This is a genomic window from Spirillospora sp. CA-128828, from assembly GCF_050945415.1.
GTDB lineage: Bacteria > Actinomycetota > Actinomycetes > Streptosporangiales > Streptosporangiaceae > Spirillospora.
On sequence record NZ_CP191986.1, the window covers coordinates 9,177,545 to 9,201,266 of the forward strand.

At 71.9% G+C, this 23,722-nt stretch carries 24 protein-coding genes and 1 pseudogene; 8 read left to right on the forward strand and 17 right to left on the reverse strand.

What is annotated here, in order from left to right:
- The first annotated feature begins 331 nt into the window (after positions 1-331).
- Positions 332-1,573, forward strand: coding sequence for a helix-turn-helix domain-containing protein (locus ACQPXG_RS44105; protein WP_433465092.1), 1,242 nt, complete (start codon positions 332-334; stop codon positions 1,571-1,573).
- A 129-nt stretch (positions 1,574-1,702) separates the two neighbouring features.
- Here ACQPXG_RS44105 and ACQPXG_RS44110 read toward each other — a convergent pair whose 3' ends face one another.
- From ACQPXG_RS44110 to ACQPXG_RS44135, 6 genes are all read right to left on the reverse strand, one after another.
- Positions 1,703-2,608 carry an alpha/beta hydrolase family protein gene (locus tag ACQPXG_RS44110; protein WP_433465093.1) on the reverse strand — a complete coding sequence of 302 codons (906 nt, stop codon included), beginning with the start codon at positions 2,606-2,608 and terminating at the stop codon, positions 1,703-1,705.
- A 404-nt stretch (positions 2,609-3,012) separates the two neighbouring features.
- Entirely contained in the window at positions 3,013-4,605 is a 1,593-nt protein-coding gene (locus tag ACQPXG_RS44115; RefSeq protein ID WP_433465094.1) for a CocE/NonD family hydrolase, read from the reverse strand.
- A 21-nt stretch (positions 4,606-4,626) separates the two neighbouring features.
- Positions 4,627-5,745: a hypothetical protein gene (locus tag ACQPXG_RS44120; protein ID WP_433465095.1), complete on the reverse strand. Its 1,119-nt coding sequence runs from the start codon at positions 5,743-5,745 to the stop codon at positions 4,627-4,629.
- Between the two features lie 59 nt (positions 5,746-5,804).
- Positions 5,805-6,407 (reverse strand): DJ-1/PfpI family protein, encoded by a 603-nt coding sequence (locus ACQPXG_RS44125; RefSeq protein ID WP_433465096.1) that lies wholly within the window; start codon positions 6,405-6,407, stop codon positions 5,805-5,807.
- Positions 6,404-7,351: a GlxA family transcriptional regulator gene (locus ACQPXG_RS44130; protein WP_433465097.1), complete on the reverse strand. Its 948-nt coding sequence runs from the start codon at positions 7,349-7,351 to the stop codon at positions 6,404-6,406. Before ACQPXG_RS44130 ends, ACQPXG_RS44125 begins: the two co-directional genes overlap by 4 nt.
- Positions 7,352-7,405: 54 nt before the next feature.
- Positions 7,406-8,743, reverse strand: a complete 1,338-nt coding sequence (locus ACQPXG_RS44135) for an LCP family protein (RefSeq protein WP_433465098.1) — start codon at positions 8,741-8,743, stop codon at positions 7,406-7,408.
- Positions 8,744-9,031: 288 nt separating this feature from the next.
- Here ACQPXG_RS44135 and ACQPXG_RS44140 point away from each other — a divergent pair, with 288 nt between their 5' ends.
- A complete protein-coding gene (locus ACQPXG_RS44140; RefSeq protein WP_433465099.1) occupies positions 9,032-9,175 on the forward strand; it encodes a hypothetical protein in 144 nt (47 codons plus the stop codon).
- Here ACQPXG_RS44140 and ACQPXG_RS44145 read toward each other — a convergent pair.
- Positions 9,159-9,611 (reverse strand): ATP-binding protein, encoded by a 453-nt coding sequence (locus tag ACQPXG_RS44145; protein ID WP_433465100.1) that lies wholly within the window; start codon positions 9,609-9,611, stop codon positions 9,159-9,161. The genes ACQPXG_RS44140 and ACQPXG_RS44145 overlap by 17 nt on opposite strands.
- A gap of 172 nt (positions 9,612-9,783) precedes the next feature.
- On the opposite strand from ACQPXG_RS44145, the gene ACQPXG_RS44150 reads away from it, so the two are divergent.
- A complete protein-coding gene (locus ACQPXG_RS44150) occupies positions 9,784-10,659 on the forward strand; it encodes an arylamine N-acetyltransferase family protein (RefSeq protein WP_433465101.1) in 876 nt (291 codons plus the stop codon).
- Here the strand turns inward: ACQPXG_RS44150 and ACQPXG_RS44155 are convergent.
- Complete coding sequence (locus tag ACQPXG_RS44155; protein ID WP_433465102.1) at positions 10,656-13,331, reverse strand: AAA family ATPase; 2,676 nt, start codon at positions 13,329-13,331, stop codon at positions 10,656-10,658. The genes ACQPXG_RS44150 and ACQPXG_RS44155 overlap by 4 nt on opposite strands.
- A gap of 94 nt (positions 13,332-13,425) precedes the next feature.
- Here ACQPXG_RS44155 and ACQPXG_RS44160 point away from each other — a divergent pair, with 94 nt between their 5' ends.
- Both ACQPXG_RS44160 and ACQPXG_RS44165 read left to right on the forward strand, forming a co-directional pair.
- Positions 13,426-13,977: a hemerythrin domain-containing protein gene (locus tag ACQPXG_RS44160; protein WP_433465103.1), complete on the forward strand. Its 552-nt coding sequence runs from the start codon at positions 13,426-13,428 to the stop codon at positions 13,975-13,977.
- A gap of 49 nt (positions 13,978-14,026) precedes the next feature.
- Complete coding sequence (locus ACQPXG_RS44165; protein WP_433465104.1) at positions 14,027-14,215, forward strand: hypothetical protein; 189 nt, start codon at positions 14,027-14,029, stop codon at positions 14,213-14,215.
- Positions 14,216-14,263: 48 nt separating this feature from the next.
- Here the strand turns inward: ACQPXG_RS44165 and ACQPXG_RS44170 are convergent, their stop codons facing one another.
- A complete protein-coding gene (locus tag ACQPXG_RS44170; RefSeq protein WP_433465105.1) occupies positions 14,264-14,455 on the reverse strand; it encodes a hypothetical protein in 192 nt (63 codons plus the stop codon).
- A 12-nt stretch (positions 14,456-14,467) separates the two neighbouring features.
- Complete coding sequence (locus ACQPXG_RS44175; RefSeq protein WP_433465106.1) at positions 14,468-14,827, reverse strand: DUF3140 domain-containing protein; 360 nt, start codon at positions 14,825-14,827, stop codon at positions 14,468-14,470.
- A 93-nt stretch (positions 14,828-14,920) separates the two neighbouring features.
- Here ACQPXG_RS44175 and ACQPXG_RS44180 point away from each other — a divergent pair, with 93 nt between their 5' ends.
- Together ACQPXG_RS44180 and ACQPXG_RS44185 are read left to right on the forward strand one after the other, a co-directional pair.
- Complete coding sequence (locus ACQPXG_RS44180) at positions 14,921-16,387, forward strand: aminotransferase class I/II-fold pyridoxal phosphate-dependent enzyme (RefSeq protein ID WP_433465107.1); 1,467 nt, start codon at positions 14,921-14,923, stop codon at positions 16,385-16,387.
- An 80-nt stretch (positions 16,388-16,467) separates the two neighbouring features.
- On the forward strand, positions 16,468-17,301 hold the full coding sequence (locus ACQPXG_RS44185) for a phosphoribosylaminoimidazolesuccinocarboxamide synthase (protein ID WP_433465108.1): 834 nt from the start codon (positions 16,468-16,470) through the stop codon (positions 17,299-17,301).
- A 34-nt stretch (positions 17,302-17,335) separates the two neighbouring features.
- Here ACQPXG_RS44185 and ACQPXG_RS44190 read toward each other — a convergent pair whose 3' ends face one another.
- From ACQPXG_RS44190 to ACQPXG_RS44215, 6 genes and pseudogenes are all read right to left on the reverse strand, one after another.
- Positions 17,336-17,725, reverse strand: coding sequence for a YccF domain-containing protein (locus ACQPXG_RS44190; protein WP_433465109.1), 390 nt, complete (start codon positions 17,723-17,725; stop codon positions 17,336-17,338).
- A gap of 64 nt (positions 17,726-17,789) precedes the next feature.
- Complete coding sequence (gene trxA / locus ACQPXG_RS44195; RefSeq protein ID WP_433465110.1) at positions 17,790-18,104, reverse strand: thioredoxin; 315 nt, start codon at positions 18,102-18,104, stop codon at positions 17,790-17,792.
- Between the two features lie 70 nt (positions 18,105-18,174).
- Positions 18,175-18,480 (reverse strand): annotated as a pseudogene (locus ACQPXG_RS44200) (MerR family transcriptional regulator); the annotation flags it as partial.
- A 97-nt stretch (positions 18,481-18,577) separates the two neighbouring features.
- Positions 18,578-19,690, reverse strand: coding sequence for a chitinase (locus tag ACQPXG_RS44205; RefSeq protein ID WP_433465111.1), 1,113 nt, complete (start codon positions 19,688-19,690; stop codon positions 18,578-18,580).
- Positions 19,691-19,879: 189 nt separating this feature from the next.
- Positions 19,880-20,569 carry a maleylpyruvate isomerase family mycothiol-dependent enzyme gene (locus ACQPXG_RS44210; RefSeq protein ID WP_433465112.1) on the reverse strand — a complete coding sequence of 230 codons (690 nt, stop codon included), beginning with the start codon at positions 20,567-20,569 and terminating at the stop codon, positions 19,880-19,882.
- An 82-nt stretch (positions 20,570-20,651) separates the two neighbouring features.
- On the reverse strand, positions 20,652-21,647 hold the full coding sequence (locus ACQPXG_RS44215) for a nitronate monooxygenase (RefSeq protein WP_433465113.1): 996 nt from the start codon (positions 21,645-21,647) through the stop codon (positions 20,652-20,654).
- 72 nt (positions 21,648-21,719) lie between these two features.
- Here ACQPXG_RS44215 and ACQPXG_RS44220 point away from each other — a divergent pair, with 72 nt between their 5' ends.
- Entirely contained in the window at positions 21,720-22,628 is a 909-nt protein-coding gene (locus ACQPXG_RS44220; protein ID WP_433465114.1) for an NAD(P)-dependent oxidoreductase, read from the forward strand.
- Here ACQPXG_RS44220 and ACQPXG_RS44225 read toward each other — a convergent pair.
- Positions 22,625-23,719: an NAD(P)-dependent alcohol dehydrogenase gene (locus ACQPXG_RS44225; protein ID WP_433465115.1), complete on the reverse strand. Its 1,095-nt coding sequence runs from the start codon at positions 23,717-23,719 to the stop codon at positions 22,625-22,627. The two genes, ACQPXG_RS44220 and ACQPXG_RS44225, sit on opposite strands and share 4 nt — an antisense overlap.
- Positions 23,720-23,722 lie beyond the last annotated feature (3 nt).

A 23,722-nucleotide genomic window follows, 5' to 3' on the forward strand; every position in this document is an offset into this window, starting at 1 on the left:
GATCTCCACCCGGTTGACGCGCCGTCCCGGAATATTTGAACAGGCCCGGGAATTCTTTTACGAAGAATTCCGGTAGTGCCCCGCGAGGCCCGCTGCGGGGAGATCTCCTTTCATGTGCCGGTGCCCGCCGCCGGCGCGGTCCCGGAACCGTGTCCGGGCCGTCGCGACACGCCGCACGGCCGGTTCACGGCTGTCAGCGGGGTGACAATCCGGAACCATCGAAACTTTCCGCGCGTGCCTATCGCCGCACGCGTCCGGAACGGACTCTGGAGAACGGCGGCCGGGGATCGTCCCCGCATGACAGGCCGGCCGGGCTTCAGGAGGGCGCGTGATGAGCCGGACCACCCCGTCCGCTGGTAGGGACTTCCCGCTGTCCGGGCTCCCGGAGGAGGTCGCCGGCCCGATGCTGCCGCACCTGGAGGCGGCGGCGGTCGAGATGGTCGAGGAGATCCAGGGGCTCGTCCCGGAGTACGCGCGCCCGCCGGAGAGCCGGTACGGCCGCCGGATGCGGTGGGCGGTCGAGGAGACCGTCCGGCAGTTCATGGAGGCGATCGGCCGCCCGGACGTGGAGTGGGCGACGGTCACCGGCATCTTCGAGGGGATCGGCGCGTACGAGGCGCGGCAGGGGCGCAGCCTGGACGGGCTGCAGACCGCGATCCGGGTGAGCGGGCAGGTCGCCTGCCGCCGGTTCATCAAGGACGCCCGGCGGCTCGGCTGGTCGCTGGACACCCTCGGGTCGTTCACCGAGTCGCTGTTCGTGTTCCTGGAGCGCATCGCCAGCGCCGCGGGCCAGGGGTACGCGAACGCCCAGGGCGAGCTCGCCGGGGAACGGGAACGGTTCCGCTGGCGGCTGCGCGATCTGCTGATCATGGACCCGCCCGCCAGCGCGGAGGCGGTCGGGGAGCTGGCGAAGTCGGCCGGCTGGCCGGTGCCGCGGACGCTGGCCGCCGTGGCGCTCCGGCCGGGCCCCGACCAGGCCGTCCCGGTGCTGCCGCCCGTGTTCCTCGTCGACTGGCACGCCCCGGGCCCCTACCTGATATGCCCCGACCCGGACGGCCCCGGCCGGGACCGGCTGCTCGCCGCGATCAAGGGGACACGCGGGGCGGCGATCGGCCCGTCCGTTCCGCCGTCCCGTGCCGCGCTCTCGCTGCGCTGGGCGCGGCAGGGGCTCGCGCTGGTGGAGCGCGGCGTGCTGCCGGGCAAGGAGCCGCTGCGCTGCCTCGACCATCTGCCGAGCCTGGTCGCGGCGCAGAGCGAGGAGCTGATCGACGTCGCGCTGAGCACCCGGCTGGCGCCGCTGATGCGGCTGCCGCCGCACCGGCGGGACGCGCTGTCGCGCACGCTGCTGACCTACATGGAGTGCCGCGACAACGCGGTGGCCGCGGCGGAGCGGCTCATGGTCCACGAGCAGACCGTCCGGTACCGGATCCGGCGCCTGGAGGAGACCCTCGGCGGCGTCATGCTCGACCCCGAGCGGCGGATCGAGCTGCTGCTGCTCCTGCATCACCTCGTCCGCCTTGATCCGGGCGACCGGCGGCTGTCCCCCGGCGCCCGGACCACGAGGCGGCGGTGACGACCGGGCGGACGGCCGTCACAGGCGCCGGCCCGGCTCCCGGAGCGGAGCTCCAGCGGAGCGGAGGGAGCCGGGCCGGCCTGCTCTTGCGAGGGGTGTGGGGGGTCGTCCCCCCACAGGAGATCGGGCTCAGCCGGTCGGGCAGGTTCCCTCGTACTGCGCGATGTTGGTGTCCGGCTTCGGTGCGGGGCAGAGGAACTTCTCGTAGCGGGCGTCGTTGTCGACGAACCGCTTCATCCACGCGATGGCGTACTTCGCGATGGTCGTGTTCGGCGAGTTGAAGGTCAGGTGCCCGGCGTTCTTCAGCTCCAGGTACGCCTTCTCCGGGACGGACGTGAGGTTCTGGTAGTACGAGTGCGCCATCGAGTCCGCCGGTGCGATGGCGTCGTTGTCCGCACCCATGATCATGGTCGGGGTCCGGACGTTCTTCCAGTCGTAGTTGGTGTCCCACGGTGCGAGCGGCACGGCGGCCTTCAGCGACGTGCGCCTGTTCTCGGCCTCCAGCGTCCCGCCGCCGCCCATGGAGTGGCCCATGACGGCGAGGCGGGAGGTGTCGATGCGGTTCTTCACCGTGCTCTTGCCGGTCATGTAGTCGAGCGCGGCGAGGAGCTGCTCCCCGCGGGCGGCGGGCACGTCCAGCAGGCTGTTGGTCTCCAGGGTCATGACGACGAAGCCCTGGGACGCGAGGCGGGGGCCGTACCAGTCGATCAGCGCCTGCGGGGAGACGAAGCCGGGCGAGACGGCGATGGCGCCGAAGGTCCCCTGGCTCAGGTCGGTCGGCGCGTAGATGGTGCCCTTGTTGAAACCGGTGCCGCTGCCCGCCGGAACGTCGATCTTCTCGATGGCGAACGGGCCCTTTTCCGCCGTGATGCTCGCCTCGGTCGGCGCGGGCCCGCGCTCATAGGGATTGGCGGCGAGGCGGGCGGCGGCGGGACCGGCGGGGGCGGCCGCGTTCGCGGCGGGTGCGAGCGCGGCGCAGGCGGCGAGAACGGCGGCTGGGAGCACTCTGAACGCATGCGTCAGATGCCTGTTCATGGGGGGCGTACCCTTCACTAGCCGAAACCGCGAGGGGGTGGGAATTCGCGGGTGCCAGAATTGTGGGACGCCCTGGCCTTCTTTACTTCTCGCACGGCGCTACCTTCGTGCGGACGGCCTTATAGCGAACTAACAAAAGCCCGGAAACGGACGGAGGGGCCACTCCCCCCGAAGTGACCCCTCTCCCCCCGTTCCGCCGTGTCGGCCCCGGCGCGTGCACAGGACCGGCCGCTCCCCCCGAAGCGGCTCGCACCGGCCGTTCGGCGGATGTGAAGAACGTAGCGAGCACCTCCCGGGCCCATCGAGGCTTTGCCCGGGCGCGTCGGCGAACGGACTACCGTGTGCGACGAACGGAATACTCTCCGCGCTCAACGGCCGCGCCCCGACCTCAGGGGGCAGGACGGCTAGCCGGCCCAGATGGGCAGGTGGACGGCGGACGGGTGGTCCCGGTCGCGGAGGATCTCGAACCGGGTGCGGCGGAACGCGACGGCCCTGCCCGTGGGGTCGCCGGTTCCGGGGTTGCGGGCGAAACGGGGGAAAGCGCCGCCCGCGAGCATGACGCGGAGCCGGTGGCCGCGCAGGAAGCGGTACGCGGTCGGATGCATCTCGATCTCGGCGCGCACGATCCCTTCCGAGGTGATGCGCAGGATGCCGTCGGTGACGTTGCGGGAGACGCCGGCGCGGTCGACGTCGCAGAGACGGACGAAGAGATCCCCCTGGCCAGTGCTCGTCCGGACGTGGACCGTCGCCGAGACTGGGCCGATCAGGTCGAGGTCTTCGGCCAACGGCGCACCGGTGAGGACGACCACGTCGTCACGGCGTTCGAGCCGTGAGTTGTCGTGTTGCCGCCCCTTGCCGGGTGACAGGAGCGGGCCGCCGATGTTCGGGGTGGGGTCGTACGGGTCGTAGGTGAACGTGGCGGGGGCCGCGTCTGGCCGGTCCCAAGTGAGGCCGCCGGAAAAGTAGAGCGGCGTGGGCTTGGTTTCAGGCGGGGGCCACTGGGCGAAGTCCAGCCAGGTGTTCGCCTTCTGCAGGTGCAGCCTTACCGGCGCCTGACGGAGCTGGGCCTTGTCGCCGTTAAAGTGAGCGTTCAGCCAGGACACCTGGTCGTAGAGCGTCGCGCGGAGGGCTTTCCCGTCGTGCCCCCATGGGCCGATGGTGATGCGGACCTGGCGTCCCGCCGCGTGAAGGGCGGCGAAGTCCCTGAGCTGGCCGCGCAAGAAGAGGTCCCACCAGCCCGTCACCATCGTGGTGGGAGTGGGGGTTTCGTGGACGGCGGCACTGTGGTCGGTGCCCTTCCAGAAGTCGTCGCCAGGCTCGGCGTGGGCCGCGACCTCACGGAGGAACGTCTCGGGGCGTCCGATGGCGGCGAGATCGGCTTCGCCCACGGGCAGGTGGCGCATCGCCTGGCGAACCCGCCTGTGGTGGAACGGCCGCCTCCTCTCGTCCTGCGTTCCCATCAACGACGACCAGACGAGCGTGTTGTGCAGGGCCAGCGCACCACCCGGGTAGAACGAGCTCGCGAATTCGGAGGCGGTGATGCCGAGGCCCATCGCCTCCAGGGGAGGATCCGCGTAGGGCGCGACCGCCCACTCGGTGAACCCGAGATAGCTGGCGCCGGCCATCGCGATCCTGCCGTCGGACCAGGGCTGCGCACGAAGCCACTTGAGCGTCGCCAGGCCGTCGTCCTTCTCGTCGTGGAAGGCGTGGAACCGCCCGCCCGATCCGAGGACGCCGCGCACGTTCTGCACGACGACCTGGAACCCGCGCCGCGTGAGGACGCCCGCGAACAGCCGCACGAATGCCTGCGCCTTGCCGTACGGGGTGCGCATCAGCACGACCGGCAGCGGCCCCGCACCGCGCGGACGGTACAGGTCGGCGACGAGCACGACTCCGTCCGGCATCGGCACCCGCAGGTCGCGGACTACCTCGGCGTGCGGCGACGGCGATTCGGGAAGGCCGAGGAGGCGGTCCACAAGTCGTCCCGAAACGGCCACAGGGCACTCCTTCCCGGTTTTCTAGGCTGCGGTCGTCAGGCGTTCGTATTCGTAGAGGACGCCTGCGAACTCGCGCGTCGGGACTTCGCAGGCGTGCCCGGGCAGCCACAGGTGCTCCAGGCGGACGGTCTGGGCGTCGACGCGCAGATGGCAGGCGTTGCCCGTGTGCTCCCAGCCGGGATGCGCGGCGCGGACGATTTCCAAGTGGTGACGGTGGCTCTGCACGTCGTGAAGCAGGAACGCCGTGAGGACGTGAACCGGCCCGTACACCGACTCGGTGAAGGCGCTCGCGCTGGACGCCGCGGACTCAAGGTCAACGCCGGAATCCGCCAGTTCCGGGAAGAAGACCTTGACGTGCCTCGCGACCCCACCGATCTCGATGGGCTCGCAAGGGAGCCGTAGTACAGCGTCCGGGTCGACGTAGCCGTGCACAGGTACGCCGGCGACGACTCCTGACCACGCTCCTGGGACGGCGCTGATGAAGCGGGCTTGGGTCAAGGCGTTGCCCAGTTCGCTCATGAGGCGTTCTGGGTCGATGCCCCTGGGCATGAACGTCTTGGTGCCGCCGCGTAGGCGTGTTCCCGATTCGTCCAGGACGGCGAGGTCGGCCCAGCACGGACCGGAACCGGTCCCCAGGACACCGTGCGGCAGGCATCCGTCCGGGTGCGGGGTGAGCCCGGCCAAGTCCTCGAGCACGGCCCGGGGCGACTGGATCAGGGCCCATCCCTGCTTCCGCGGGGAGACGGAACCGAGGGCGAGCGATGTGGCCACGGGCTCGCCGTTGCGCGCCTGGCCGAGGTCGCGTTCGAGGCTGCGGCGGCTCTGCAGGGCGCCGACCTGCTGGAGGTACTCGTCCAGGCACTGCCGGAGGACGGCCGGGTCGAGGTCGCAGGACGCCCATCCGGCGACGTCCCGGACGTGCACGATCGTCCCGTCGAAGTCGAGGCGGTGGTAGCGGTAGAGCTCCTGCCAGGGCCGCGCCGCGTCCCCGTTCAGCCGGCCCTGGGCGCGCGCGATCGCCGAGACGTCCTCGCCCAGGTCGTTGATGAGGAAGTCGCGCAGCGGGGCGTGCAGTGGATCGGTCTCCACCGCCACACGCACGCCGTCGCTGCGGAACCTCACCGGAAGCGATATCGCCATTCGCGTGATTATGCCGATAAGCGAAGATCATCACCGCTTTGGCGGAATGTTCGTTCCGATCAGAGGGGTTCGTCCGCCATGTACGGAGGGGCGGGCTCGTACTGGATGTAACGGCGCACGGTCCGTGCGTGGTCGCGGCCGTGGATGCGTCCGATCAGCCAGAGGGCCATGTCGATGCCGGCGGAGACGCCCTGGCTCGTGACCAGGTTGCCGTCCACGACGTAGCGCGCGTCGCGGACGACGGTCACGTCACCACGGGCTTCCAGTGCGTCCTCTGATCCCCAGTGGGTCGCGACCCTGCGTCCCTTGGCCGGGCCTGCGGCGTGCAGCAGGATCGAGCCCGTGCAGACGCTCGTCACCCAGTCGGCCTGTTCGGCGACCTTCGCTATCCAGCCCGTGACGGACGGGTTCTGCGGCTGGGTCACCCTTGCGCCACGTCCACCCGGAACCAGGAGGACGTCCAGCTCCGGGTGGTCGTCCAGAGTGTGGTCGGGCACGACCCTCATGCCCTTGTTACAGCGGACCGGATCGGTCCGCTCGGCGACCAGTACGGCCTTGTCTCCCTGGTCGCGCACCATCGCCGACGCCGTGAACACCTCCCATGGGCCCACGAAGTCCAGTTCCTCGGCCTCCTCGAAGACCAGCAGTCCATATGTGGTCATGCGTACTCCCTCGTTCCTCTGAAACGGTCCCTGTAGTCGGACGGCGCGACACCGACCTGCCGGTGGAACGCCCTGCGCAACGTCTCGCCCCTGCCGAAGCCGAGCCGCCGCGCGAGCGTCTCGACGGGTTCGTCCCCCTCCGCCAGCGCCCGCCGCGCCGCCTCGACCCGGACGCGCTCCACGTACGCGGCGGGCGGGACGCCCAGTTCGGCGGTGAACCTGCGCTGCAGGTGGCGCTCGCTGAGGCCGGAGCGTTTCGCCAGGTCGGCGATGGTGTGCCGGGCGCCCGGATCGGCCTGGACGGACGACACCGCCGCCCGGATCGGGTCCGTCGCGGGCTGCGCCGACCACAGCGGGACGCTGAACTGCGACTGGCTGCCCGGGCGCCGCAGGAACATCACCAGCTCCCGCGCCACCTCGTGCGCGACCTCCCGGCCGTGGTCGTCCTCCACGAGGGCGAGGGCCAGGTCCATCCCGGCCGTCACGCCGGCGGACGTCCAGACATGCCCGTCCCGGATGAAGATCGGGTCGCAGTCGACCACCAGCCCGGGATACTCGGTCCGGAGCTGCTCCGCCCGGCGCCAGTGCGTCGTCACACGGCGGCCGGCCAGAACCCCGGCCTCGGCGAGCAGGAGCGCGCCGCTGCACACCGACGCGACCCGCCGCGCCGTCCGCGCGACCTCCGCGACCCAGCCGACGAGCGCCGCGTCGCCTCGCGCCTCGCGGACCCCGATCCCACCGGCCACGACCAGCGTGTCGATGCCCGCGGGCGCGAGGTCCGGGCCGAACCGGGCGTGCACCGACAGCCCGCCCGACGCGGTCACCGGTCCGGCCTGAGGCCCGACGACCAGGCATTCGTACCGCCCGGTGTGCTGGAACACCTCGTGCGGCCCGGTCAGGTCCAGGATCTGGAACCCGTCATAGATCACGAACGCGACGCGCATGCCTCCAGGCTGTCGGCGGCCCGGTCATGGCGTCAACGACCGGCACCCCACAGATCACGCCACCTGCTCGCACACCTCGTCGCTCGCCCGGCTCTCCCCCTGCTGAACCGGGATGCCGCCGGACGTCCGGACACGCGTGAACCCTGTCCCGATGACGAGATCGACGACGCCGGGCGCCGTCTTCGCCCGGGGCGCGACCCTCGCGCCGGGCAGCAGCCCGGCGAGCGCCCGCGCCTGCGGTTCCGCGCCCGTCCCGTACCGGACGTAGGTGGCCCGGGTGCGGGAGCCGAGGTTGCCGACCCCGGCGACCTGCCAGCCGGCGTCCTTGAGCTGCGCGGCGACCTGCGCACCACGTCCCTCCGCGTCGGAGGCGTTGAACACCCGCACCTTCCCCGGCCGCGCGCCCTGCGCCTTCGCCGGCGCGGGCACCACCACGTCCTCACGAATGGCCTTGAAGAACCGGTCGGACGCCGGACGCGTCAGTGCCACCCGGTTCTTGTCCAGCGGATACGGCCCGGACGGCACGGTGACGAAACGCAGCTTGCCGGCGTCCAGATCGCGCATCCCCTGCGCGATCTTCAGCATCTCCGCGACCGTCAGCCCCTTGTCGGTGGTCAGTGACTCGGCCGTCGCCTGGAGCAGCTCGTTCAGCTTCCCGGGATCGGTGAGGACGCCTTTGCTCATCCCCTCCTTGGCGAGCGCGCCGAAGAAATGCTGCTGCCGCTTGATGCGCTCGGTGTCGCTCCCGTTCCCGAAACCCTTCCGGCTGCGGACGTACGCCAATGCGTCCTCGCCCTTCAGCCTGTGCCGGCCCTTGGTGAGGTTCAGGCCCGAGTCCTTGTCCTGGACGTCGTCCGTCACGCAGACGGGCACGCCGCCGACCGCGGACGCGATCCGCTTGAAGCCCACGAAGTCGACCTGCACGAAATGGTCGACGCGGATTTTCGTGACCTGCTCGATCGTGTTGACCGTGCACGCCGGCCCTGCCCGGGCGATCGCCTCGTTGAGCATGGCGACGCCGCTGCCGGGGGCCTTCGTCCCGTCCCTGCGCGTGCACGCCGGGATGGGCACCATCAGGTCGCGCGGGAAGCTGACGGCGATCGCCTGCCCGCCGCCGGGCGACAGGTGCAGCAGCACCATCGTGTCGGACGCGGGCGGCTTGTTCCGCAGGCCCTTCCCGTACCGCGCGTTGGCGCCCTCCCGCGTGTCGGACCCGAGCACCACGATGTTGGTGGCGCCGTTCAGCTTCTTCGGCCGGTTCCCGCCGATCAGCTCGTCGACGTCCTCCTGCTGGACGGCGTTCTGCAGCTTCCAGTAGTACCCGTACGCGGACAGGCTCCCCGTCACCATCACCGCCGCGGCGGCGACGGCGACCCAAGCGAGCAGCTTCATGAGGCCTCCCGGTGTTGTATCGCCGCTCACCCCCCTCCGGGTTCACACCGGAGCGAAATTAACGGGTTGACACCCCACCGGACCTATGGCTAACTCTTACGCATGGAGCTGTGATCATTCTCCGGTCGAGCCGCCCCCGGCATTGTCCACGGGCCCGCTCCCATTCCTTTCAAGGCACCCTCTCATCGCATGCGCACTCATGTGACCTGCGATGTCGCCGTGCGCCCACCCACCTTTTCCACGGCCCTTCCATGGCCGAATTCAGACGTGCCCGGAGGTGTTCTCTTCATGCGTGCCATCAGCAACGACCCCTTCCCCAAGCCCAAGAAGAGGGGCAAGCGGAACAACGCCGACTTCAGGGCGGCGAATTTCGCGAACAACCGCCGCAACGCCCGGCAGATGCCGACCCGGCAGCTCAACCGGGGCCGCTGACCGGCGCCTCCCGGTCCCGGCCCCGCCGCGCGGCGGCCGGGGCCGGGAACTCCGCCCACACCACCGTCCGAGGGCCGTCCGAGCGGAACCCCCACCGCGACGCGAGCGCCTCCACGATCCGCATCCCGCGGCCCGTCTCCGCCCCCGTCTCGTCCTGCACGTGCGGCCGCCCGCCCGCCGCGCCGTCATCGGCGACCTCCAGCCGGTACACCCCGCCCCCGGCCGCGAGGACGACCGTCACCACCCCGCCCTCCAGCCCGGACGCCGTGTGCGTGATCGCGTTCGCGACCGTCTCGCTCACCACCATGACCATGTCGTCCAGTCCGGGATGGCCCGCCGCCACGTTCCGGACGAAGCTCCGTGCGCACCCGACCGACCGCCGCACGCCGGGCAACGTGATCTCGCCGATCACCACGCGGTCCCGCGCCTCGACCACAGCACCGCCTCCCCGTCCCGGCTCCCTTCACGTCCGGAAGGTCACCCGTCACCCCTGATGTACGGACCGCGCCCCGTGTCCTGTTCACGCTCCAAGGGCGGCCGGACCTGGGGACGCGGGAAGGATCCGTGCAGGGTCAGGTGTTACGCCCAGCACCGGCGAGAGGGAGAACATGAGCGAGGACCTCGGGTACGGGTGGCAGAGCGAGCTGCTCGACCTGCCCGCCTATCTGAAGCGAGTCGGCCACGACGGCGACCTGGCCCCGACGGTCGCGACCCTGCGCGCCCTGCACCGCGCGCACGTCACGTCCATCCCGTTCGAGAACCTGGAGATCATGCTCGGGCGGCCGGTCGACCTGTCGCTGGACGCCGTCCAGGCCAAACTGGTCGGACGCCCTCGCGGCGGCTACTGCTTCGAGCACAACCGGCTGTTCGCGGCGGTGCTGGAGAAGCTGGGCTACGAGGTCACCGCGCTGGCGGCCCGGGTGACGCTCGGGTCGCCGAAGCTGCGCCCGTCCACGCATGCGCTCCTGCACGTCCGCCCGCCGGACGCGTCACGGGACGACCCGGCGTGGCTGTGTGACGTGGGGTTCGGCGCCGGTCCGCTGGAACCCCTGCGGTTCACCGACGGCGAGGAGGTCGTCCAGGACGGCTGGGGGTTCCGGATTCAGCGCGGACGCACTGTGACGACCCGGGAGCCCAACACGGCGGGCTGGGAGATGCACCAGCGCGGCCCGGACGGATGGGTGCAGCGGCACACGTTCCCCTTGAACGAGACGTTCCGCATCGACTTCGACGTGTTCAACTACTACGTCTCGACCAACGCACGCTCACCGTTCACCGCCCGCCCGTTCACGCAGAAGTTCTCGCCCGACGCCCTCCACGTTCTGGACGGGACGACGCTGACCGTCACCCGCCCGGACGGCGCCACCGAAAGCCGCACGCTGGCTCCCGAGGAACTGCCCGAGACACTGGCCGAGGATTTCGGGATCGTCCTGGAGGGCGAGGACGTCCCCGCGCTCATCGAGTTCGTGCACGCCAGAGCCTAGGCGAGGTCGAGGCGGGCGAGCTCGGCGCGGACGGCGACGCCGAGCTTCGGGTAGGCGTTGTAGAGGTGGTAGCCGACCGTCCGGGGGCTGAGGAAGAGCTGCGCACCGATCTCCCGGTTGCTCAGCCCTTCCGCCGCCAGCCGGACGACTTGAAGCTCCTGCGGGGTGAGGCGGGCGGCCAGATCGTCTCGCTCCTGCCCGTCCGCGAGGCTTTCCCCGGCGGCGCGCAGTTCCGTCCGGACACGCTCCGCCCACGGCACGGCACCGAGCCGCTCGAACGTCTCCAGTGCCGGACGCAGCCGGGCCCGCGCGTCGTTCCGGCGCCGTGACCTGCGGAGCCACTCCCCGTAGAGCAACTCGGTGCGCGCCTGCTCGAAGGCGCTACCACCCTCCCGGTGCAACTCCAGAGCACGCGAGAAGGGCGCGTCGCCAGGGTCGAGGAGGGCGGCGCAGCGGAGGGCGATCGCCTGCACCCACGGTCGGCCGACCTGCGCGGCCCACCCGCCGAACCAGTCGGCCGCCTCCCGCGCCCGCTCCGGAGCCCCGGCCCGGACGGCCGCTTCGACGAGGTCGGGCAAAGCTGCGATGGCACCCTGCCGGTTCGGCCCGGCGACGACGTCCGCGAGCCGTTCGAGGGCCGCCTCATATCGGCCGAGCCCGAGGTCGAGCAGGCTGCGGGCCGCCGCGGCGTGCACGTTGCTCGGCGGGACGGCCCGCGCCAGCGCCTCCTCCGTCAGCTCCGTGCAGCGCTCCTCGTCGCCCTCGATCGCGGCGAGCTGCGCCAGCACGGTGTCGAGGTAGACGCGGATGCGGTGCTGCCCGGTGTCGGCGGCGATCCGCGCCCCCTCCGTCGCGCCGGTGAGCGCCTCCCGGTGCCGGCCGAGGAGCAGGTCCGTCCGGGACCGGAGCATCAGGGCGGACGCGAGCAGCCCGATCGCGCCCTGGTCGCGGAACCGCCGCTCCAGCGCGGCGGCGGCCTCCGCGGCACCCCGCACGTCCCCGATCATGAGGTGCCACATGCCCACCCGGACCCGGTCGCGTGGCGCGTAGCAGAGGCTCATCCCGTCCATCAGCTCGCGCAGCCCCGCGATGCCCTCCGCGAGATCGCCGCCGTCCGCCAGCGGGTTCTGCCCGGCGAACACCCGGCTCAGCGCCCGCAGATGAGACGCGTTCGGCACGCCGAGGCGCGTCCCCTCGGCGACGATGTCGTCCAGCGCGGCGAAGTCCGCCGCGTTCGCGGCGGCGGACGCGGCCTGGAAGTACAGGTAGCCGGACGTCCGCGGATCGAGCGCGGCGACCGACGCCGCCGTCTCCGCGAACAGCCGGTGGGCGTCCCGCGTCCGGTCCTGCTCGTCCGCCAGGGTCGCGCGGATCAGCGTCAGCTCAGCCCGTGCGATCGGATCGGGCAGGTCGGCCTCCGCGCGGGCCGCCAGCTCGATCGCCCGCCCGGGCAGCCCCGCGTCGGCGGAGGCGCGCGCGGCCGCCGCCAGCCGGCGGCCGCGCTCGGCCTGGTCGGGGCTGAGCGCGGCGGCGCCCTCGTACATGGCGGCGACGGACGCGTTGCCGCCCGCGTTCCGCTCCGTCTCGGCGGTCTTCTCCAGGACGGCCGCGACATGCTCGTCCGGGCCCGTCACCGACCGGGCCAGATGCCACGCGTGATGGCATTCGTCGCCGCGCTCCAGGTACGCCTCCGCCAGCGCCTCATGCGCGGCCAGGCGGACGTTGAGCGTCGCGTCCCCGATGGCGGCCGTGCGGATCAGCGGATGCCGCACCTCGAGCCGCCCCTCCGCGGTGGTGCGCAGCACGCCCTCGCGCTCGGCGGGCTCCAGGTCGTCGATGGACGCGCCGAACCGCCGCGCCGCCCGGACGACCACGCCGGCGTCCCCGAGATCGTCCGCCGCCACCAGCAGGACAAGGCGCCGCGCCGGCTCCGGCAGCTCGGCGATCCGCTCGGCGAACGACCGCCGGATCCGCTCGTACGCCGGCCCGTGCCCGCCCCGGCCCGGCAGTTCGAGCAGCGCGAGAGGGTTGCCCATCGCCGCGCTCAGGACCTCCTCCCGGCGGTGCCGGGGGAGGTCCGTGGCGCGTTCGGCCAGCAGCCCGGCCGCGGCGTCCCGGTCGAGCCCGCGCAGGCGCAGCTCGGGCAGGCCCGGCGCGGCGAACTCGAGCGCGTCCGCGTCGCGGGCCGCGAAGACGATCGCGACGGGCTCGGCCTCCAGGCGACGCGCGGCGAACAGCAGGGCCTCGGCGGACGGGCCGTCCACCCAGTGGGCGTCGTCCACCAGGCACAGCAGGGGGCGCTCTTCGGCCAGGTCGGACAGCAGGGTCAGCACCGCGAGCCCCACCAGGAACCGGTCGCCCTCGCCGAGCCGCCCGCCCATGTTGAGGGCGGCGCGCAACGCCTGGGCCTGCGCGTCCGGGAGCCCGCCGACCCGGTCGAGATGCCGGCCGAGGAGCAGATGAAGGCCCGCGTACGGCATCGCGCTCTCGTACTCGACGCCCGTCCCGCGCAGGACGCGCATGTCGCCCGCGGCCTCGGTGGCGTGGTCGAGGAGGGCGGACTTCCCGATCCCGGCCTCGCCCCGCAGGACGAGGGTTCCGCTGCGCCCGGCGCGGACCCGCCCGAGGAGCCCGTCGATCGCGGCCAGTTCCCGGTCCCGCCCGTGAAGCATGAACTCACCCTACTCAGCCGTCCGCGGCGCCCGGAGGGTTGAAGCCCGCCGGCCGGGTATCGCCCCGAACCGGACCCGAACCAGGAGGTTGATCATGGCCGACCCGGCCGAGAACGTTGTTGACCTGCTGCTTTCGCAGCACGAGCAGATACGCCACCTCGCGTCGACCGTGGAGAGGAACCACGGCCAGGTACGCAAGGACGCCTTCGACCGGCTGCGCGAGCTCCTCGCCGTGCACGAGACCGCCGAGGAGGAGGTCGTCCACCCGTTCGCGCGGCGCGCCATCGGCAACGGCTCCCACGTGGTGGACGATCGTCTCAAGGAGGAGAACAAGGCCAAGGGCGTCCTGACCGAGCTGGAGAAGATGGACCCGGACTCGGCCGACTTCCAAGAACGGTTCTCCAAGTTCCACAAGGACCTGGAGGCGCACGCCTCGCACGAGGAGAAGGAAGAGTTCCCGCGCATCGCACGCGAGGCGACGCCCGAGCAGATGCGCGGCTTGGCCAAGGCCGTCAAGGCCGCCGAGGCGGTCGCGCCGACCCATCCCCATCAGGGGACGGAGTCGCCCGCCAAGAACCTCGCGGTCGGTCCCATGGCGGCCGTCGCCGACCGCGTCCGCGACGCCATCGGCAAAGCGCGCGGCTGAACGTCCCGGGGCGGCCCGCCGGGGCCCGCCCCGCCCTTGAGGAGGGCCGATGACCGAACGCAAGCGTGACGAGGACAGACCGCTCGCCGACCGGCGCGCCGAGGCGGGCGCGCCGCAGGAGACGGACGACGACTTCGGGGAAGAGCACACGCCCGGCCCCACCGACCCGCCGATCGCCGAAGCCGGCACCCCCGGCGGCGAGGACGACGGCTACAGCCCGCAGACCGAAGTCCCCTGAGCCGCGCAGGCCGCCCCGGAGACTCCGGGGCGGCCTGCGGCAAGCCCGCTATTCGGGATGCGGAGGCTGCTGGTCGGGCGGGGTTCCGCCGCCTTCGCCGCCTCCCTTGTTCCCCTTGTCGGTGCCGTGCGCGTGGCCCTTCCGCCTCGTCGACTTCGGGTCGGCGGCCTCCGGCGCGGGCTCGTCCGTCACCGCGGTCCGCTCGGACCGCCGGATCTCGGGCTGCTGCGGGTTCGGCATGATCCTCGCCTCCTATGCGCTGGACGGTTCGGGACGCAGCGGGTCGTGCCCCACGCTCATCAGCGCGTGCCGCCACTCCTCGTCCCGCTCCTCGTTCGGCGGACGGTGCTCCAGGCGGTCCTCCACGAAGTCGACGACCTCCGTCATCACCTCGGCGTCGTCCTCGGTCAGGTCGACCTTCCGCTTGCGCAGCACGTCCACCACGCGAGCGCCGAGCTCGGACACTCCCGGGCCCGGGCCGTCCGCCGGGAAGGCCTCCTCGCCCGAGGCGTCCGTGAGCAGCCAGGTTCGCAGCTCGTCGGAGGTCATGTTGACGAGCCGGTGGAAGTCCTCCCAGGCCAGCTCAGCCTCAGCCGGTAGTCGATCGTTCATCGGTAGCTCCCTGTCGACCGTTCAGGCCCGCCCTACCCGGTGACCGCCGCCCCATTCGCGTTACTGCGGGACCCTTGGGGGAACGGGACGGCCATGGATCACTCGGAGGCCCCCGTCCTCGACGCCCTCGCCGCCTACCACCGCGAAGGGCAGCTGCCGTTCACCCCGCCCGGCCACAAGCAGGGCCGGGGCGCCGACCCGCGGGTGCGGGAGGTGCTCGGCGACGCCGTGTTCCGCTCGGACGTGCTCGCGATCTCCGGCCTCGACGACCGCGAGTCGCGCGGCAAGGTGCTGGAGCGCGCCCAGGAGCTCATGGCGGACGCCGTCCACGCCGAGCAGACGTTCTTCTCGACCTGCGGCAGCTCCCTGTCGGTCAAGAGCGCGATGCTGTCGGTGGCGGGCCCGGGTGAGAAGCTCCTGGTCGGACGGGACGCCCACAAGTCGGTCGTGTCGGGGTTGATCCTCTCCGGTGTCCGGCCGTTCTGGGTGGAGCCGCAGTGGGACGCGTCCCGGCATCTGGCGCACCCGCCGGCCGCCGCGGCGTTCGCGGCCGGGTTCGACGAGCACCCCGACGCGCGCGGCGCCCTCGTCACCAGCCCGACGCCCTACGGGACGTGCGCAGACCTCGCCGCGATCGCCGCCGCCTGCCACGAGCGCGGGAAGCCCCTGATCGTGGACGAGGCGTGGGGAGCGCACCTGCCGTTCCACCCCGACCTGCCCACCTGGGCCATGGACGCCGGCGCCGACGTCTGCGTGACGAGCGTCCACAAGATGGGCGCCGGGCTGGAACAGGGGTCGGTGTTCCATCAGCAGGGCGATCTCGTCGACCCGTCCGTGCTCAAGCAGCGGGAGGACCTGCTCGGGACGACCAGCCCGTCCGTCCTGCTCTACGCGGGCCTGGACGGGTGGCGGCGGCAGATGGTCGAACACGGGCATGGCCTGCTGCAGGACGCGCTGGACCTGGCCGCCGGCATCCGCGCGGAGATCTCGGCCCTCCCGGGCTTCGACGTGCAGGGCGCGGACGAGTTCACCGGCCCCGGACACGCTTACGCCCTCGACCCGCTGCCCGTCGTCGTCGACATCGCCGGCCTCGGCGTCACCGGGTACCGGGCGGCCGACTGGCTGCGCGAACACCACCGCGTCAACCTGCATCTCGCCGACCACCGGCGGATCAGCGCGCAGCTCACCTTCGCCGACGACAAGGAGACCGCCGGGCGGCTGCTCGCCGCCCTGCGCGACCTCCACGCGCACATCGGCTCCCTTCGCGGGACGCCCGCCGTCGAGGTGCCGGCACCCGGGGACCTGCGCCTCGAACTGGCCGTCCTGCCCCGGGACGCGTTCTTCGGCCCGGCGGAGCAGGTCGCGGCGTCCGATGCCGCCGGACGGGTCTGCGCGGAGATGCTGACCCCGTACCCGCCCGGCATCCCGGCCGTCCTGCCGGGCGAGCGGATCACGTCGCCGGTCCTGGACTACCCGCGCTCCGGGGTGTCCGCCGGGATGGTCGTACCGGACGCGTCGGACGCGTCCCTCGACAGCGTGCGCGTGCTCGTCGAGGACTGAGACCCGCGGTGCCACCTCGGGCGGCGGAGATCCGCTGTGGAAGACTCCTACCGGGCAGGACTGCGAGGTTGAGGAGCGTCATGGAGTTGGTCCACTCGGGCAAGGTCAGGGACGTCTACGCGGACGGCGACGAGCTGATCCTCGTCGCGTCGGACCGGGTCAGCGTCTATGACGTCGTCCTGCCCACCGAGATCCCCGACAAGGGCAAGATCCTCACGCGGCTCTCCCTCTGGTGGTTCGAGCAGCTCGCCGGCATCATCCCGAACCACATCGTGTCCGCGACCGACGTGCCGGACGAGTGGGCCGGGCGCGCCGTCCGCTGCCGCCGCCTCACCATGCTCCCCGTCGAGTGGATCGCCCGCGGCTACCTCGCCGGCCTCGGCCTGAAGGAGTACGAGAAGTCCGGCACGGTCTCCGGCGTCCCGCTCCCGGACGGCCTGGTCGAGGCGTCGAGGCTGCCCGAGCCGATCTTCACCCCGACGACCAAGGCCACCGAGGGCCACGACGAGTTCATCACCTATGACGACGTCGTCCGGGGGATCGGCGACGACACCGCCGCCCGCCTCAAGGACGTCACCCTGGAGATCTACAGGCGCGGCGCCGCCCTGGCCGCCGAGCGCGGCATCATCATCGCCGACACCAAGCTCGAGTTCGGCCGCGCGGCCGACGGCACGCTCGTCCTCGGCGACGAGGTCCTGACCTCGGACTCGTCCCGCTTCTGGCCGGCCGACGAGTGGCGGCCGGGCGGTCCCCAGCATTCCCTGGACAAGCAGTACGTCCGCGACTGGAGCAGCACCCTCGACTGGGACCGCACCCCGCCCGGCCCCGCGATCCCCGACGACGTGGTGGAAGCCACCCGGGCCCGCTACATCGACGTCTACGAACGCCTGACCGGCACCCCCTGGACCTCCTGACCCGGCCGGAAGGCCGGGCCTTCCGGAGGTCCGGTCAGAAGGCGAAGGAGTCGTCGGACGAGACGATCTCGTGGCCCAGGGGCATGAGGGAGATCGGGATCAGCTTGAAGTTGGCGATGCCGAACGGGATGCCGATGATCGAGATGCAGAGCAGGACGCCCGTCACCAGGTGCCCGAGGGCGAGCCACCAGCCCGCGACGATGATCCAGATGATGTTGCCCAGCAGCGAGGCGACGCCCGCGTTCCGCTTCGGGACCGCCGTCCGGCCGAACGGCCAGAGCGCGAAGACCGCGATGCGGAACGAGGCGATGCCGAACGGGATCGTGATGATCAGGATGCAGCAGATGATCCCGGCGGTCACGTAGCCGAGGGCCATCCAGAATCCCGCGAGCACCAGCCAGATGACGTTCAACAGCGTCCGCACGACACCCTCCCCTACCGCAGCGCCACCCACCTCAAGGATAGGTACCCGCGGGGCGGGCCGGTCGTCAGATGTGGCCGTCCAGGTCGGCCAGCAGGGCGCGCTTGGGCTTGGCGCCGACGATCTGCCGGACGACTTCGCCGTCGCGGTAAAGGTTCATCGTGGGGAAGCCCATGACGCCGTAGCGGGCCACGATCTCCGGGTGGTCATCGCCGTTGATCTTGGCGACGGTCAGCCGGTCGCCGTGCTCCGCCTCGATCTGTTCGAGGATCGGCGCGATCATCTTGCAGGGCGGGCACCAGTCCGCCCAGAATTCGACCAGTACCGGCTTGCCGGCGCGGAGCACCTGCTCGTCGAAGTTCTCGGCCGTCAGCGTGATCATTCGTGCCCTCCGTAGACAGTGCGCAGCCCGGACAGGCCCGGGCGAGCTGGCCGGCCACGTCGGCGCGGCGGCGGATCAGGGTGCGTATCTCGGTGTCGATCTCGGCGAGCTTGCGCTGGTAGACGGCGACCGACTCGGGGCATGCGGCACCGTCGGCGTGCCCGGCCCGCAGGCAGTCCACGAACGGGCGGGTGTCGTCCAGCGTGAAACCGGCCGCCAGCAGCGAGCGGATCTCGGCGACGAGCCGCACGTCCGACTCCTCGTACTCCCGGTAGCCGTTGGCCGCGCGCCGCGCCGGCAGCAGCCCCTGCTGCTCGTAGTAGCGCAGCGTGCGGGTGCTGACACCGGCCCGCGCGGCCAGTTCCCCGATTCGCATGGCCCTCCTCGCCTCCGTGGCCGACTACGAAGCTAACCCTTGACACCGGCGTCAAGGTCAAGCCCCGGGACGGGCCGGGCCCGTCCCGGGGCTCGGGTCAGCGGCCCTGCAGGCCGCGGACGTTGTCGCCGAACGTCCAGCCCTTCGAGCCGTCCCAGTTGATCGACCAGGTCATCAGGCCCTTCAGCCGGCCGTCGAAGTGGTTCCACGCCTGGCCGACGAGGCTCGGGGACATGTATCCGCCTCCCGCGCCCGGCTGTGCGGGAAGGCCCGGGGCCTGCTTGTCGTACGGCACCCGGATCGTCGTGCCCTGGATGGTCAGGCCGTTGTCCAGGCATTCGGTCTGCTTGACGAAGCCTTCGACCGTCCCGGCGGAGTAGGAGTCGCCGGAGCAGCCGTACATGCTGCCGTTGTAGTACTGCATGTTCAGCCACCACAGCCGGCCGTTGTCCGCGTACTTCTTGATGATCGGCAGGTAGGCGCCCCAGATGGAGCCGTAGGTGACGCTGCCGCCGGTCACGTACGCGGTCTCCGGCGCCATCGTGAGCCCCAAGCCGGACGGCATCTGGGCGAGCACGCCGTCGATGATGCGGATCAGGTTGGCCTGCGACGTGGACAGCTGACCGATGTCCCCGCTGCCCGTCAGGCCGGTCTCGATGTCGATGTCGATCCCGTCGAAGTTGTACTTCTTCAGGATCGGCACGATCGTCTGGACGAACCGGTCCGCGACGCTGCCGGAGCCGAGGTCGATGCCCGCGGTCGCGCCGCCAATGGACATCAGGAGGGTGGCGCCTGCGGCTTTCGCCGCGCACATCTCGGCGGGGGTGGCGACCTTGACCGTCGAGTCCATGCCGTCCTCCCACAGGACGGTGCCGTCGGAGCGGATGACGGGGAACGCCGCGTTGATCACGTTGTAGCCGTGCCGCCCGATCGCCGGGTCGCCGATCGGCGTCCAGCCGAACGGCGGGTGGACGCCGTTGGACGCGCCGTCCCAGTTCTCCCAGTAACCCTGCAGCACCTTGCCTGCGGGCTTCGGCTTCACGGCGCAGGTCTCGTCGGCGCTCGGCGGAGTCGTGGGCGGCGTGGTGGTGGGCTGGGCGGACGATGGCGCTGACAGCACGACCAGCCCGCCCAGGGACAGGACCAGCGCCGCCATGGCCGACGCCGGTGCGGCGACGGCCGCGGCCCATCGCTTGTGCGTGATTCTCACGGGGACGACTCCTCCAGAACGGGGACAGAGGAGCCGGTGCAAGAGCCGAACGGATCCCGCGGACGGGACCCTCCCAGGCGCAAGGCGCAAACGACCGGCATGGACGCCATCAGCAGAGTAACCGCGCCGCCCTGGACCGGGAAGACCCCGCCGCCGCTCACTGCCGCGAGCCGTCCGGCGGGCAGGACCTCACCGGGCGCTGAGGCTCTCGGCCAGAAGGTCGGTGCCGGGACCCGTCAGGTGTGCGAGCGCGACCGGACGCCCGGCGGCGGCGAGGAGCAGGTCCTCGGCGCTTCCCCGCACCCGGAGCCCTCGCCCCCACGACCAGTCGGCGTCCGTCGCGATGAGTTCCAGCCCGGCGAGGCGCTTGGGCCCGCCGTGGAACCGGCTCCCCGCGACGTACGCCAATGCCGGCACGGCGAGTTCGACCGGCATCTCGTGACGCCGCTCGAGGGGGCGGGCGATGTCCTGACCGTGGACGAGCAGATCCATCAGCGGGTCCATGGGGCCGCTGCCGGGCATGCGCCGGGACGATTCGGCGCTCTCGCGCAGCTGCTGGATCAGCTCGGCGGGCGTGAACCGCGCCGCCCGGTCACGGGCCATCCGCGCGGTCATCCGGTCGAAGTCGCCGCGCGCCCTGATCGCGGGCCCGATGACGGACCCGATCGTGGCCCGCGTACTGATCGTCAGGTGCGCGACCACCTCCCGCACGGTCCAGACGTCGCAGAGCGACTGCACTGTCCAGGCCTCGTCATCGAGGTTCTCCAGATAGTCGGAAAGGCGCCGCCGCTCGGCTTTCACGGCGTCCGCGACCTCGTCCTCGCCCAAGGCGACCGCATCCCGCTGGGACTGCTGCTCTCTCTGCACATCGGCGGCCATCCGATTCGCTCCCTCTCGTTCGGATCGAGGTGGTGTCGAAGGGTTGACCACGACCGACGGGAAAACTCATCGCCGCGCCGGTTCACCGCGGGGTGAGGGCGGCGGTGAGAGCGCCGGCGGGGGTCTCGGTCGCCTTGCGGAATGACTCGCCGGCCCAGAGGTTGACGCCGTCCGGGTCGCCCTGGGCGGCCGAAGCCTTGCGCAGCGGCGACGTGACGTAGTGGACGTCCGGGTAAGCGGCCGGCGCGTGCGCCGAGTGCTCGGTGAGGAACCGGTTGACCAGGCCACGGGCGGGCCGTCCACTGAAAGCCCTGGTCATGGCGGTCGAGGTGAAGCGAGGATCGGCCAGGGCCGCCTTGTGGACGGCGCTCGCGCCGCTCTCCGGGCAGCGGACGAACGCCGTCCCGATCTGGGCGGCGACGGCGCCGAGGGAGAGGACGTCGGCGACGTCCGAGGAGGTCGCGAGCCCGCCGGCGGCGATGAGCGGCCGGGCGGTGACCTCGCGGACGGACGGCAGCAGCACCCGCAGCGGCACCGGATCGTCGAAGGTGTTGGCGAACGAGCCCCGGTGGCCCCCGGCCTCGGCCCCCTGGAGGCAGAGCGCGTCGGCGGCGGACGCCTGCCGGGCCTCGTCCACCGAGGTCACGGTGACGATGACGATGACGCCCCGAACCTGGAACGCCCGGATGACGTCCGGGGACGGGCAGCCGAAGGTGAAGCTCACGAAGGCGGGCGGGTCGGACAGCAGGTCGGCGATCTTGGCCTCGTAGGCGTCGTCGCGGGCGGACGGGGTGCCGGGCGCGACGCCGAGGCGGGCGGCCTCGGCGGCGAGGCGGTCGCGGTAGGCCGCCACCTCGGCCGGGTCGACCTCGTCCAGGGACGGCATGAAGAGGTTCATCCCGAACGGGCGCGATGTCAGCTTCCGCGTCGCGGCGATGTCGGCGCGCATGGCGCCGGGGGTCTTGTAGCCGGCGGCGAGGAACCCGAGGCCGCCCGCGTTCGACACGGCCGCGGCCAGCTCCGGGGTCGACGGCCCGCCCGCCATCGGCGCCTGCACGATCGGAAGCCCGTTCCACATGATCCGCACGATAATCCCCGGGAACGCCGGAGACCGGCGCCGGGGTTCCAGGGACGGACGGAAGGGGTCGGGATGCGGGTGCTGCTGCACTACGACATGGATCACGAGGAGCCCGGGCTCGACATCGTGAGCTGCTCGGAGCAGGACGACGCGCGGTTCGCCGAGCTGCTGCCGGACGCCGAGGTGATCTGGCATGTGCTGCGTCCGCTGACGGCCGCCGACATGGACCGGGCGCCGAAGCTGAGGCTGATCCAGAAGCTCGGCACCGGCGTGAACACCATCGACCTCGACGCCGCCCGGGAACGCGGGATCGCGGTCGCGAACATGCCGGGACGCAACGCGCAGGCCGTCGCGGAGACGTCCCTGCTGCTGATGCTGGCGGCGCTGCGCCGGGTCGTGGCGTTCGACGTGCGGACGCGGCGCGGCGAGGGCTGGCCCGCCGACCGGTCCCTGGTCGGCGGGGAACTGGCCGGACGGACGGTCGGGCTCCTCGGCGGCGGCGAGATCGCGTCACTGCTGCGGGGCATGCTGGAGGCGATCGGCGCGACCGTCCTCTACACGTCGAGGCGGCCCCGGCCCGGCGACCCGGCCTGGAGGAAGCTGGACGACCTGCTGCGGGCCAGCGACATCGTGTCCGTGCACATCCCGCTGACGGACGAGACCCACCATCTGCTGGACGCCGACCGGCTCGCGCTGCTGCCGCCGGGCGCGATCGTGGTGAACACGGCGCGCGGCGCGGTGATCGACGAGACGGCGCTGGTCGCGGCGCTGCGGTCGGGCCGGCTGGGCGGCGCCGGCCTGGACGTCTTCGAGAAGGAGCCCGTCGACGCCGGCAACCCGCTACTGGCCCTGGACGGCGTCGTCGTCATGCCGCACGTCGCCTGGCTGACCACCGAGACCTGGGACCGGTACTTCACGGTCGCGGCGGAGAACTGCCGCCGCCTCGCCCGCGGCGACGGCCTCCTCCATCGCGTCGTCTAGGGGATCAGCACGGGCTTGACGACCTTGCCGGACGTCGTGTCCGCCTCCGCCTGGTTGATCTGGTCCAGCGGGTAGGTCGTGATCAGCCGATCGAACGGGAACCGTCCCTGCCCCCAGAGCTCGATCATCTTCGGGATGAACGTGTGCGGGACGGCGTCGCCCTCGATGATGCCCTTCACCGTCCGTCCCATGAGCAGGAGGTTCGCGTCGAGCCGGTACTCGGCGGCGCCCACGCCGACGAGGCCGCAGACGCCGGTGGTGCGCAGCGACGCGACCGCCGTCGAGACGACCTCGGGGACGGCGGTGGTGTCGAACGAGTACTGCACTCCCTCACCACCGGAGAGGGCCCGGATCTGTCCGGCGATGTCGTCGTCCGCCCCGTTGACGACGTGGGTGGCGCCCAGCTCGCGGGCCAGGTCGAGCCGCGACTCGTGCAGGTCGACGGCGACGATCGTGGTCGCGCCCGCGACCCGGGCCGCCATCACGGCTGCCAGCCCGACCGCGCCCGTGCCGAAGATCGCGATGCTGTCGCCGGCCCGGACGCCGAGCGAGACCAGCACGGACGCGGCCCCGGTCTGCACGCCGCAGCCGAGCGGGCCGAGCACGTCCAGCGGGACGTCCTTGTTCACCGGCACGACGTTGCGGACGGTCCCGAGCGCGTGGCCGGCGAAGGACGACTGCCCGAACCAGCGGGTGTGGACGGCCTCGCCGCCGGGCCCGGTCGCGCGGGGCGTGCCGTCCAGCGGCATGGCGAGCATGTTGAGCGCGGTCATCTGCGGGCACGCGCCGGGCTGCGCGGCGCGGCAGTTGTCGCACGACCCGCACGAGTCGAAGGACATGACCACATGGTCGCCGGGGGTGAGGCCGGTGACGCCGGGGCCGACCGCCTCGACCACGCCGGAGCCCTCGTGCCCCAGGACGACCGGCTTCGCGACCAGGTCCCCGGGAACGCGCCCCAGCAGGTCGGTGTGGCACATCCCGGCACCGGCGATCTTGACGAGGACCTCGCCGGGGCCCGGGTCGGCCAGGTCGAGCGACTCGATCGTGTAGGGGGCGTCTGCGGCGCGCAGCACCGCGGCCTTGATCTGCACCAG

What these genes read in the sequence shown, in the direction of transcription:
- ACQPXG_RS44105 (WP_433465092.1), top strand. Translation starts at nt 332, where the DNA reads ATGAGCCGGACCACCCCGTCCGCTGGTAGGGACTTCCCGCTGTCCGGG.
- ACQPXG_RS44110 (WP_433465093.1), bottom strand. Translation starts at nt 2,608, where the DNA reads ATGAACAGGCATCTGACGCATGCGTTCAGAGTGCTCCCAGCCGCCGTT.
- ACQPXG_RS44120 (WP_433465095.1), bottom strand. Translation starts at nt 5,745, where the DNA reads ATGGCGATATCGCTTCCGGTGAGGTTCCGCAGCGACGGCGTGCGTGTG.
- ACQPXG_RS44125 (WP_433465096.1), bottom strand. Translation starts at nt 6,407, where the DNA reads ATGACCACATATGGACTGCTGGTCTTCGAGGAGGCCGAGGAACTGGAC.
- ACQPXG_RS44130 (WP_433465097.1), bottom strand. Translation starts at nt 7,351, where the DNA reads ATGCGCGTCGCGTTCGTGATCTATGACGGGTTCCAGATCCTGGACCTG.
- ACQPXG_RS44135 (WP_433465098.1), bottom strand. Translation starts at nt 8,743, where the DNA reads ATGAAGCTGCTCGCTTGGGTCGCCGTCGCCGCCGCGGCGGTGATGGTG.
- ACQPXG_RS44140 (WP_433465099.1), top strand. Translation starts at nt 9,032, where the DNA reads ATGCGTGCCATCAGCAACGACCCCTTCCCCAAGCCCAAGAAGAGGGGC.
- ACQPXG_RS44150 (WP_433465101.1), top strand. Translation starts at nt 9,784, where the DNA reads ATGAGCGAGGACCTCGGGTACGGGTGGCAGAGCGAGCTGCTCGACCTG.
- ACQPXG_RS44155 (WP_433465102.1), bottom strand. Translation starts at nt 13,331, where the DNA reads ATGCTTCACGGGCGGGACCGGGAACTGGCCGCGATCGACGGGCTCCTC.
- ACQPXG_RS44160 (WP_433465103.1), top strand. Translation starts at nt 13,426, where the DNA reads ATGGCCGACCCGGCCGAGAACGTTGTTGACCTGCTGCTTTCGCAGCAC.
- ACQPXG_RS44165 (WP_433465104.1), top strand. Translation starts at nt 14,027, where the DNA reads ATGACCGAACGCAAGCGTGACGAGGACAGACCGCTCGCCGACCGGCGC.
- ACQPXG_RS44170 (WP_433465105.1), bottom strand. Translation starts at nt 14,455, where the DNA reads ATGCCGAACCCGCAGCAGCCCGAGATCCGGCGGTCCGAGCGGACCGCG.
- ACQPXG_RS44175 (WP_433465106.1), bottom strand. Translation starts at nt 14,827, where the DNA reads ATGAACGATCGACTACCGGCTGAGGCTGAGCTGGCCTGGGAGGACTTC.
- ACQPXG_RS44180 (WP_433465107.1), top strand. Translation starts at nt 14,921, where the DNA reads ATGGATCACTCGGAGGCCCCCGTCCTCGACGCCCTCGCCGCCTACCAC.
- ACQPXG_RS44185 (WP_433465108.1), top strand. Translation starts at nt 16,468, where the DNA reads ATGGAGTTGGTCCACTCGGGCAAGGTCAGGGACGTCTACGCGGACGGC.
- trxA (WP_433465110.1), bottom strand. Translation starts at nt 18,104, where the DNA reads ATGATCACGCTGACGGCCGAGAACTTCGACGAGCAGGTGCTCCGCGCC.
- ACQPXG_RS44210 (WP_433465112.1), bottom strand. Translation starts at nt 20,569, where the DNA reads ATGGCCGCCGATGTGCAGAGAGAGCAGCAGTCCCAGCGGGATGCGGTC.
- ACQPXG_RS44215 (WP_433465113.1), bottom strand. Translation starts at nt 21,647, where the DNA reads ATGTGGAACGGGCTTCCGATCGTGCAGGCGCCGATGGCGGGCGGGCCG.
- ACQPXG_RS44220 (WP_433465114.1), top strand. Translation starts at nt 21,720, where the DNA reads ATGCGGGTGCTGCTGCACTACGACATGGATCACGAGGAGCCCGGGCTC.